The organism is Pseudomonas abietaniphila (genome assembly GCF_900100795.1).
In the GTDB taxonomy this organism is placed as follows: Bacteria; Pseudomonadota; Gammaproteobacteria; order Pseudomonadales; family Pseudomonadaceae; genus Aquipseudomonas; species Aquipseudomonas abietaniphila.
The window spans coordinates 1-10189 of the sequence record NZ_FNCO01000026.1; the positions used below are offsets into that span (position 1 = coordinate 1).

Annotated in this window: 9 protein-coding genes and 4 tRNA genes; all 13 read left to right on the forward strand. The window is 54.7% G+C overall.

What is annotated here, in order from left to right; all coding sequences use genetic code 11:
- Nucleotides 1-347 precede the first annotated feature (347 nt).
- The 13 genes from birA (at nucleotide 348) to rpoB (ending at nucleotide 10165) form a co-directional block, all read left to right on the forward strand.
- The gene (gene birA / locus BLS87_RS31080) at nucleotides 348-1313 is read left to right on the forward strand and encodes a bifunctional biotin--[acetyl-CoA-carboxylase] ligase/biotin operon repressor BirA (protein ID WP_074758946.1); all 966 of its coding nucleotides are present in this window, start codon (nucleotides 348-350) and stop codon (nucleotides 1311-1313) included.
- Nucleotides 1314-1396: 83 nt separating this feature from the next.
- Nucleotides 1397-1834: a hypothetical protein gene (locus BLS87_RS31085; RefSeq protein WP_074758948.1), complete on the forward strand. Its 438-nt coding sequence runs from the start codon at nucleotides 1397-1399 to the stop codon at nucleotides 1832-1834.
- 141 nt (nucleotides 1835-1975) lie between these two features.
- Nucleotides 1976-2060: transfer RNA gene (locus BLS87_RS31090), tRNA-Tyr, on the forward strand.
- A 26-nt stretch (nucleotides 2061-2086) separates the two neighbouring features.
- Nucleotides 2087-2160 (forward strand) — tRNA-Gly (locus BLS87_RS31095).
- Between the two features lie 27 nt (nucleotides 2161-2187).
- A tRNA-Thr gene (locus BLS87_RS31100) sits at nucleotides 2188-2263 on the forward strand.
- Nucleotides 2264-2450: 187 nt separating this feature from the next.
- A tRNA-Trp gene (locus BLS87_RS31105) sits at nucleotides 2451-2526 on the forward strand.
- Between the two features lie 45 nt (nucleotides 2527-2571).
- Nucleotides 2572-2940, forward strand: coding sequence for a preprotein translocase subunit SecE (gene secE / locus BLS87_RS31110; RefSeq protein WP_074758950.1), 369 nt, complete (start codon nucleotides 2572-2574; stop codon nucleotides 2938-2940).
- A 9-nt stretch (nucleotides 2941-2949) separates the two neighbouring features.
- The gene (gene nusG / locus BLS87_RS31115; protein ID WP_002555501.1) at nucleotides 2950-3483 is read left to right on the forward strand and encodes a transcription termination/antitermination protein NusG; all 534 of its coding nucleotides are present in this window, start codon (nucleotides 2950-2952) and stop codon (nucleotides 3481-3483) included.
- 119 nt (nucleotides 3484-3602) lie between these two features.
- Nucleotides 3603-4034 (forward strand): 50S ribosomal protein L11, encoded by a 432-nt coding sequence (gene rplK, locus BLS87_RS31120; protein WP_062384456.1) that lies wholly within the window; start codon nucleotides 3603-3605, stop codon nucleotides 4032-4034.
- Complete coding sequence (gene rplA, locus BLS87_RS31125; protein ID WP_062384458.1) at nucleotides 4034-4729, forward strand: 50S ribosomal protein L1; 696 nt, start codon at nucleotides 4034-4036, stop codon at nucleotides 4727-4729. The genes rplK and rplA overlap by 1 nt, the downstream gene beginning before the upstream one ends.
- A gap of 197 nt (nucleotides 4730-4926) precedes the next feature.
- The gene (gene rplJ / locus BLS87_RS31130) at nucleotides 4927-5427 is read left to right on the forward strand and encodes a 50S ribosomal protein L10 (protein ID WP_062384462.1); all 501 of its coding nucleotides are present in this window, start codon (nucleotides 4927-4929) and stop codon (nucleotides 5425-5427) included.
- A 78-nt stretch (nucleotides 5428-5505) separates the two neighbouring features.
- Nucleotides 5506-5871, forward strand: a complete 366-nt coding sequence (rplL, locus tag BLS87_RS31135) for a 50S ribosomal protein L7/L12 (protein ID WP_027617682.1) — start codon at nucleotides 5506-5508, stop codon at nucleotides 5869-5871.
- A gap of 220 nt (nucleotides 5872-6091) precedes the next feature.
- Nucleotides 6092-10165 carry a DNA-directed RNA polymerase subunit beta gene (rpoB, locus tag BLS87_RS31140; RefSeq protein WP_074758952.1) on the forward strand — a complete coding sequence of 1358 codons (4074 nt, stop codon included), beginning with the start codon at nucleotides 6092-6094 and terminating at the stop codon, nucleotides 10163-10165.
- Nucleotides 10166-10189 lie beyond the last annotated feature (24 nt).

Here is a 10189-nt window from a genome sequence, read left to right on the forward strand (position 1 = left end):
CCGATGGTAGTGTGGGGTTTCCCCATGTGAGAGTAGGTCATCGTCAAGATTAAATTCCGAAACCCCATTTGCGAAAGCAGATGGGGTTTTGTTTTTGCGCCCGGAAAAATCCCTTCAGCTCGTGCAGATGATTGTTCTATCTAACTGCCTGTCAGTTGCCGAAGCTCCTCGTTCTCATGCCTTTCCATCGTCGAGAGTCGTCGGGGGTGGAGGTTGCCCACATTTCACATCGCTATTTATCACGCCTCCCTTGCTGTTAAAGGTTGCCTTTAGGTTGGTATCTGTCTGTCCTAGGCGCGTACTGCGTGGGTAGATATCATGCATGTCTCTCAACAGGCGAAATAAGAATGCAGATGTTACTGAAGCTTCTGAAAGATGGAGAGTTTCACTCTGGCGAAGACCTGGGAGCGGTCATGGGGGTAAGTCGCAGTGCTGTCTGGAAAAAGCTACAGCAGCTCGAGGCTGAGACGGGACTGGAAATCCACAAGGTGCGCGGTCGCGGCTACCGGCTTGCCGACCCTCTATTCATGTTAGATGCGCAGTGGATCGAGAAAAATCAGGCGGACGCGGATTGGGCTGTTCATGTTTACGACAGCATCGACTCCACTAACGCCCAGGCCATGCGTTTGATTGAAAGCGGGGAGCCGTTACCTCTCCTGGTTCTTGCAGAGCGGCAGACGGCAGGTAGAGGCCGGCGAGGTCGCAAATGGGTGAGTCCGTTTGGCGAAAATCTCTATTACAGCCTGGCAATGCGTGTCGATGGCGGGATGCGTCGTTTGGAGGGTTTGAGTCTCCTTGTTGGTCTGGCTGTTGTCAAAATGCTACGAGAAATGGGAATAAACGGAGCAGGATTAAAGTGGCCTAATGACGTACTAGTGGGCGGTCGCAAGCTGGCTGGCGTCTTGCTGGAGCTGACGGGGGATCCAGCGGATGTTTGCCATGTGGTGATAGGCATTGGTATCAACGTCAACATGCGCGCCTCTGAGGAGGTTGATCAAGCCTGGACGTCTATGTTGCTCGAATATGGTGGCGTTATAGATCGTAACGAAATCGTGGCGCGCCTGAATAAAGAGCTAAGTGCCTATTTGTCTGCTCATCGCGAGGCAGGGTTCGGTGCTTTCCAGGCAGAGTGGGAAGCCAACCATCTTTGGCAGGGGCGGCCCGTGACACTGCTCGCAGGTTCGAGCGCGGTGGAGGGTGTGGTTGTCGGGATTGATGCAGTCGGTGCGTTGCGCCTGAAAGTAGGCGCTGAAATTCAAAGCTTCAGTGGTGGAGAGCTGAGTCTTAGGCTGCGCGCTGCCCCCGAAACGTGATTTGATTTTATTTAAGGGTGGCGAGGCCGTTGTGGCAGCCTTGAGTGCCGTATCGCTGTTGTTTGGGTCGTGATGAGGTTGCTATGCGCTGGTTTTTTTTGCTCTTGGTAATGTTGAATGTCTTTTACTACGTATGGCATCAGCAAGAAGCGCCCTTGAGGCCGAAGGAGGTGGCGCCTCTGTCGCTGTTCAAGGGCGCTCAGCAGAATATCCGTCTGTTGAGTGAGTCTGGCGCCCAGTCCTCCGACTCGTTTCCCCGCCAGGCTGACAACCAATGCCTCTATCTCGGCGGTGGCGTTGCGCAAAGCGAAGCGAAGACAATCGAACAACGCTTGACGAGCCTGGATATCCGTACTCGATTTGGCAGGCGGTCGGATGATCTGGGCGCTATTTATTGGTTAAAAGTTGAACCTGACAGTCGTCGTCTTGTGGACGATGTTTTGCTAGGTGGGTTGAAGCAGGACTTCCCGCAGTTAAAAAGTAAAATAATGTCATGTGAAGGCATTGCAACTGCAGATTAGTTTGCATAGAATGGCGCCCGCTTCGCAGTGCAGGACAAATTGAAATGCACGTGAAGCAAGAGTCAACGTTTGTAACCTCAAGTTTTTATTGAGAAAATGGTTGACAGAAGGGCGGCATGAGATAGAATGTCGCCTCGCTTAGGAGGGGTTCCCGAGCGGCCAAAGGGATCAGACTGTAAATCTGACGTCTACGACTTCGAAGGTTCGAATCCTTCCCCCTCCACCAAATTTCGAGCGTAAGCAACATGCTCGGCGGGTATAGTTTAGTGGTAGAACCTCAGCCTTCCAAGCTGATGATGCGGGTTCGATTCCCGCTACCCGCTCCAAGTTTTGTTGGTTGTGCAATGCGTTTCGCTCTTGTAGCTCAGTTGGTAGAGCACACCCTTGGTAAGGGTGAGGTCAGCGGTTCAAATCCGCTCAAGAGCTCCATTACTAAGGCAGATATGAAAGTATCTGCCTTTGTTTTAGGTGGTTTGTCAGGGGCGGTGTTTCGGCTAGAGGCCTGGTTCTGATTGATCGCTGGCAGTATTCGATGGTGTCGGAAGGTTGGGCTTGTCGAATAGCTGTTGAAATCTTCCTGTCAGGCCAGCATAATGGTCGGCCTGATTTTGCTTTTAGGTCAGTAGCTCAATTGGCAGAGCGACGGTCTCCAAAACCGTAGGTTGGGGGTTCGATTCCCTCCTGACCTGCCAGATTCGCGTAACGTTTCTGGCTTTCTTTTCACAGGATTTTAGTAGATGAATCCAAAGGCTGAAGCCCAAGACTCCCGTTTTGATGTCGTAAAGTGGCTCGTAGTAGTCCTTTTGGTCGTTGTGGGTGTTGTTGGAAATCAATACTACTCGGCGCAGCCAATCCTGTATCGCGTACTTGCTTTGCTCGTAATTGCAGCTGTTGCAGCCTATGTGGCGTTGCAGACAGGCAAGGGCAAGGCTTTCTTCGTGTTGGCCAAGGAAGCTCGCGCCGAGATTCGTAAAGTCGTATGGCCTACTCGTCAAGAAACCACCCAGACTACCCTCATCGTGGTAGCTGTGGTTCTGGTTATGGCGCTGCTGCTGTGGGGTCTAGATTCCCTGCTCGGCTGGCTTGTTTCCTTGATCGTCGGCTAAGGGTGTCCCGTGGCTAAGCGTTGGTACGTAGTGCATGCCTACTCGGGTTACGAGAAGCATGTTATGCGCTCTCTGATCGAGCGTGTAAAGCTGGCAGGCATGGAAGATGGTTTCGGCGAAATTCTGGTCCCTACCGAAGAAGTGGTAGAGATGCGTAACGGCCAGAAACGCAAAAGCGAGCGTAAATTCTTCCCTGGTTATGTGCTGGTCCAGATGGACATGAATGAAGGTACTTGGCACTTGGTCAAGGACACTCCTCGTGTCATGGGCTTCATTGGTGGGACGGCAGACAAACCTGCCCCGATCACCGATAAAGAAGCTGAAGCAATTCTCCGTCGTGTTGCTGATGGCAGCGACAAGCCGAAACCGAAGACGTTGTTCGAGCCGGGTGAAGTGGTTCGCGTTACCGATGGTCCGTTCGCGGACTTCAACGGTACGGTTGAGGAAGTTAACTACGAAAAGAGCCGGATCCAAGTGGCTGTGCTTATTTTCGGACGCTCTACTCCGGTGGAGCTCGAGTTCAGTCAGGTCGAAAAGGCATAACTGAGCTAGAAATCCCATACCCCGCAGCCTTGGGCTGTGGGGTTTTTTCGTCACTGGGATAAACGCGCAAGTAACCGGGGAGCCTTTCGAGGCGTTTGAACCCGTAATTGGAGTGCCTCATGGCCAAGAAGATTACCGCTTACATCAAGCTTCAAGTGAAAGCCGCTCAGGCTAACCCAAGCCCACCTGTTGGTCCGGCTCTGGGTCAGCACGGCGTGAACATCATGGAATTCTGCAAGGCTTTCAACGCCCGTACTCAGGGTCTTGAGCCAGGTCTGCCGACTCCAGTGATCATCACTGTTTACAGCGACCGTAGCTTCACTTTTGAAACCAAAAGTACCCCTGCTTCGGTTCTGTTGAAAAAAGCAGCTGGCCTGACCAGCGGCTCGGCTCGTCCGAACACCGTCAAAGTTGGCACCGTTACCCGTGCTCAGTTGGAAGATATTGCGAAGGTTAAAAACGCTGATCTGACCGCTGCTGACATGGAAGCTGCCGTGCGTACCATCGCCGGTTCTGCTCGTAGCATGGGCCTTAACGTGGAGGGTGTGTAATGGCTAAGCTGACCAAACGCCAAAAGGCAATTGCTTCCAAAGTTGAAGCTGGCAAGTCCTATAGCTTCAATGACGCCGCAGCTCTGCTGACCGAGCTGTCGACCGTTAAATTCAGCGAGTCCGTTGACGTTGCTGTGAACCTCGGTGTTGACCCGCGTAAATCTGACCAGGTTGTTCGTAGCGCTACCGTGCTGCCACACGGCACTGGCAAGACCGTTCGCGTCGCTGTCTTCACTCAGGGCCCAGCTGCTGAAGCTGCTTTGGCTGCCGGTGCTGATCGCGTTGGTATGGACGACCTGGCTGCCGAAATGAAAGGCGGCGACCTGAACTATGACGTCGTTATTGCCTCCCCGGACGCAATGCGTGTTGTAGGTCAGCTGGGTCAGATCCTCGGTCCACGTGGTCTGATGCCAAACCCGAAAGTCGGTACCGTTACTCCAGACGTAGCTAACGCGGTCAAAAACGCTAAAGCGGGTCAGGTTCGTTATCGCACCGACAAAAACGGCATCATCCACACTTCCGTAGGCAAAGTTGGCTTTGATGCCGACAAGCTGCGTGAGAACGTTGAAGCACTGATCGCTGATCTGAAGCGTATCAAGCCAGCTTCCTCGAAAGGTATCTATGTCAAGCGCGTTACCCTGAGCACCACCATGGGTCCAGGCCTGGTCATCGACCAAGGTTCGTTGAACGCGTAAGACCGGCAGGGTGCGGGTAACCGCACCTTTGCAAATATTGGGGTCCCTGCCTGGCGGGGGCTATCCAAGACCGTAGGCGGCGCAAGTCTTAAAACACAAGCCTACGCAGATGGTGCTCCCGGTTCCTTACCGAATCAGACACCAAAACGACATCAGGCTTCGGCCAGATGAAACGGTAACAAGCAGGAGTTAAACCCGTGGCAATTAAACTCGAAGACAAGAAGGCCATCGTCGCTGAAGTCAACGAGGCTGCCAAAGTCGCTCTGTCCGCTGTCGTGGCTGATGCCCGTGGCGTAACAGTAGGCGCGATGACCGGACTCCGTAAAGAGGCTCGTGAAGCTGGCGTTTACGTACGTGTCGTACGTAACACCCTGCTCAAGCGCGCCGTTGCTGACACTGAATACAGTGTCCTCAACGATGCGTTCACCGGCCCGACCTTGATCGCGTTCTCCAACGAACATCCAGGCGCTGCTGCCCGTTTGTTCAAAGAATTCGCTAAGGGTCAGGACAAGTTCGAGATCAAGGCAGCTGCGTTCGAGGGCAAGTTCCTCGCAGCTAATCAGATCGACGTACTGGCAACCTTGCCGACCCGTGACGAAGCAATTTCTCAGCTGATGAGCGTGATTCAAGGCGCTACCAGCAAATTGGCTCGTACGCTGGCGGCAGTTCGCGAACAGAAAGAAGCTGCTGCAGCCTAAGGCCGCACACCTCTTCTCGCGTATTTTTGTTTATTTCGAAGGCCGCCTAGGCCCTCACACAATTCAGGAATTAGAGTCATGTCTATCTCTCAAGACGATATCCTCAACGCCGTAGCTGAAATGTCCGTTCTGCAGGTTGTTGAGCTGATCAAAGCTTTCGAAGAAAAATTCGGCGTTAGCGCTGCTGCTGCCTCGGCTGGTCCAGCTGCTGCTGCCGCTGTTGTTGAAGAGCAAACCGAATTCAACGTCATGCTGACCGAAGCTGGCGAGAAGAAAGTTAACGTTATTAAAGCAGTTCGTGAACTGACCGGTCTGGGCCTGAAAGAAGCCAAGGCAGTCGTTGACGGCGCTCCAGCAATGGTTCTGGAAGCAGTAGCAAAAGACGCTGCTGACAAAGCCAAAGCTGCTCTGGAAGAAGCAGGCGCTAAAGTCGAGCTGAAGTAAGCATCGACCTTGCGTCTCCAGCCCAAGCGTTAAGCGAAAGGCTGATGGCTGGTGGCTTCTGCCACCGGCCTTTTTCCGTTATTGGCGACCGATCAGGTCGGTGCCACTAACGTGCTTCAACCACCTCGAACGGTGGCGCAAACCATGGGGTTTGCAAGATTTTCTGGTCACTCCCGTCGGGAGAGGCCAAACAAGCAGGTGACCAAGCTGGGGAACGCTGATGGCTTACTCATATACTGAGAAAAAACGTATCCGCAAGGACTTTAGCAAGTTGCCGGACGTCATGGATGTGCCTTACCTCCTGGCCATCCAGCTGGATTCGTATCGTGAATTCTTGCAAGCGGGAGCGACTAAAGATCAGTTCCGCGACGTGGGCCTGCATGCGGCCTTCAAATCCGTTTTCCCGATCATCAGCTACTCCGGCAATGCTGCTCTGGAGTACGTTGGTTATCGCCTGGGCGAACCGGCGTTTGATGTCAAGGAATGCGTGCTGCGCGGTGTGACGTACGCCGTACCTTTGCGGGTAAAAGTGCGCCTGATCATTTTCGACAAAGAATCGTCGAACAAAGCGATCAAGGACATCAAAGAGCAAGAAGTCTACATGGGTGAAATCCCCCTGATGACTGAAAACGGTACCTTCGTAATCAACGGTACCGAGCGTGTCATCGTTTCCCAACTGCACCGTTCCCCGGGCGTGTTCTTCGACCACGACCGCGGTAAAACGCACAGCTCGGGCAAGCTGCTGTATTCCGCTCGCATCATTCCTTATCGTGGTTCGTGGCTGGACTTCGAGTTCGATCCTAAGGACTGTGTATTCGTCCGTATCGACCGTCGCCGCAAGCTCCCTGCATCGGTTCTGCTCCGTGCACTGGGCTACACCACTGAAGAGGTGCTGGACGCGTTCTACACCACCAACGTTTTCCACGTTCATGGCGAGTCCCTGAGCCTGGAGTTGGTGCCTCAGCGCCTGCGCGGTGAAATTGCCGTTCTGGACATCCTGGACGACAAGGGCAAGGTCATCGTCGAGCAAGGGCGTCGTATCACTGCGCGCCACATCAACCAGCTCGAGAAAGCCGGCATCAAGGCGCTCGAAGTCCCGCTGGACTACGTATTGGGTCGCACGACCGCCAAGGCGATCGTCCACCCGGCTACTGGCGAGATCATCGCTGAGTGCAACACCGAGCTGAACACTGAGATCCTGGCGAAAATCGCCAAGGCTCAGGTTGTCCGTATCGAAACGTTGTACACCAACGACATCGATTGCGGTCCGTTCATCTCTGACACCCTGAAAATCGATTCGACTGGCAACCAGCTGGAAGCTTTGGTCGAAATCTATCGGATGATGCGTCCTGGCGAGCCGCCAACCAAAGATGCTGCCGAGACCCTGTTCAACAACTTGTTTTTCAGCCCAGAGCGTTACGATCTGTCGGCTGTTGGCCGGATGAAGTTCAACCGTCGTATCGGCCGTACCGAGATCGAAGGTTCGGGTGTTCTCTGCAAGGAAGATATCGTTGCGGTTCTCAAGACCCTCGTCGATATCCGTAACGGCAAAGGCATCGTCGACGACATCGACCACCTCGGTAACCGTCGTGTTCGTTGCGTAGGTGAGATGGCTGAGAACCAGTTCCGTGTAGGTCTGGTGCGTGTTGAGCGTGCGGTCAAAGAGCGTCTGTCGATGGCAGAAAGCGAAGGCCTGATGCCTCAGGACCTGATCAACGCCAAGCCAGTCGCCGCCGCGGTAAAAGAGTTCTTCGGTTCCAGCCAGCTGTCGCAGTTCATGGACCAGAACAACCCGCTGTCCGAGATCACCCACAAGCGTCGCGTTTCCGCACTCGGCCCTGGCGGTCTGACCCGTGAGCGTGCGGGCTTCGAAGTTCGTGACGTACACCCGACGCACTACGGTCGTGTTTGCCCGATCGAAACGCCGGAAGGTCCGAACATTGGTCTGATCAACTCGCTGGCAGCCTATGCCCGCACCAACCAGTATGGCTTCCTGGAAAGCCCGTACCGTGTGGTGAAAGAAGGCCTGGTTACCGACGAGATCGTCTTCCTGTCCGCCATCGAAGAGGCCGATCACGTGATCGCCCAAGCTTCGGCGACCATGAACGACAAAGGTCATCTGATCGATGAGCTGGTAGCTGTTCGTCACCTGAACGAGTTCACCGTCAAGGCGCCGGAAGACGTCACCCTGATGGACGTTTCGCCGAAGCAGGTTGTTTCGGTTGCAGCGTCGTTGATTCCGTTCCTCGAGCACGACGACGCCAACCGTGCGTTGATGGGTTCGAACATGCAGCGTCAGGCTGTACCGACTCTGCGGGCCGACAAGCCGCTGGTGGGTACCGGCATGGAGCGCAACGTTGCGCGTGACTCCGGTGTTTGCGTCGTTGCCCGTCGTGGCGGCGTCATCGACTCCGTCGACGCAAGCCGTATTGTTGTTCGCGTTGCTGATGACGAAGTTGAGCCAGGCGAAGCCGGTGTCGACATCTACAACCTGACCAAGTACACCCGCTCGAACCAGAACACCTGCATCAACCAGCGTCCGCTGGTGAGCAAGGGTGATCGCGTTCAGCGTAGCGACATCATGGCTGACGGTCCGTCCACCGACATGGGTGAACTGGCTCTTGGTCAGAACATGCGCATCGCGTTCATGGCCTGGAACGGCTTCAACTTCGAAGACTCCATCTGCCTGTCCGAGCGTGTTGTTCAAGAAGACCGTTTCACTACGATCCACATCCAGGAACTGACCTGTGTGGCTCGTGATACCAAGCTTGGTCCAGAGGAAATCACCGCTGACATCCCTAACGTGGGTGAAGCAGCGCTGAACAAACTGGATGAAGCCGGTATCGTTTATGTGGGTGCTGAAGTCGGCGCCGGCGACATTCTGGTCGGCAAGGTCACTCCGAAGGGCGAGACCCAACTGACACCAGAAGAGAAGCTGCTGCGTGCGATCTTCGGTGAGAAGGCCAGCGATGTTAAAGATACCTCCCTGCGTGTGCCGACCGGTACCAAGGGTACGGTCATCGACGTACAGGTCTTCACCCGTGACGGCGTAGAGCGTGACGCTCGTGCTCTGTCGATCGAGAAGAGCCAGCTGGACGAGATCCGCAAGGATCTGAACGAAGAGTTCCGTATCGTAGAAGGTGCAACCTTCGAACGTCTGCGTTCCGCGTTGGTTGGTCGTACGGTTGAAGGTGGTGCCGGCCTGAAGAAAGGTCAGGAAATCACCGACGAAGTACTCGACGGTCTTGAGCATGGCCAGTGGTTCAAGCTGCGCATGGTTGAAGACGCGCTGAACGAGCAACTCGAAAAAGCCCAGGCTTACATCGTTGATCGTCGCCGTCTGCTGGACGACAAGTTCGAAGACAAGAAGCGCAAGTTGCAGCAAGGCGATGACCTGGCTCCAGGCGTGCTGAAAATCGTCAAGGTCTACCTTGCCATCCGTCGCCGCATTCAGCCGGGCGACAAAATGGCCGGTCGCCACGGTAACAAAGGTGTGGTCTCCGTGATCATGCCGGTTGAAGACATGCCGCACGATGCCAATGGCACGCCGGTGGATATCGTCCTCAACCCGTTGGGTGTACCTTCGCGTATGAACGTTGGTCAGATTCTCGAAACCCACCTGGGCCTCGCGGCTAAAGGACTGGGCGAGAAGATCAACCGTATGCTCGAAGAGCAGCGTAAAGTCGTTGAGTTGCGCAAGTTCCTGAACGAGATCTATAACGAGATTGGCGGCCGTCAGGAAAGCCTGGACGACCTGTCTGATCAGGAAATTCTGGATCTGGCGAAGAACCTGCGCGGCGGCGTTCCGATGGCAACCCCTGTTTTTGACGGTGCCAAGGAAAGCGAAATCAAGGCGATGCTGCGCCTGGCGGACATGCCGGACAGTGGCCAGATGCAACTGTTCGACGGTCGTACCGGTAACAAATTCGAGCGTCCGGTAACTGTTGGCTACATGTACATGCTGAAGCTGAACCACTTGGTGGACGACAAGATGCACGCGCGTTCCACTGGTTCCTACAGCCTGGTTACCCAGCAGCCGCTGGGTGGTAAGGCGCAGTTCGGTGGTCAGCGTTTCGGGGAGATGGAGGTCTGGGCGCTGGAAGCATACGGCGCGGCATACACTCTGCAAGAAATGCTCACAGTGAAGTCGGACGATGTGAACGGTCGTACCAAGATGTACAAAAACATCGTGGACGGCGATCACCGTATGGAGCCGGGCATGCCCGAGTCCTTCAACGTGTTGATCAAAGAAATCCGTTCGCTCGGTATCGATATCGATCTGGAAACCGAATAACACGTGACGCGAATCGAGGGTGGG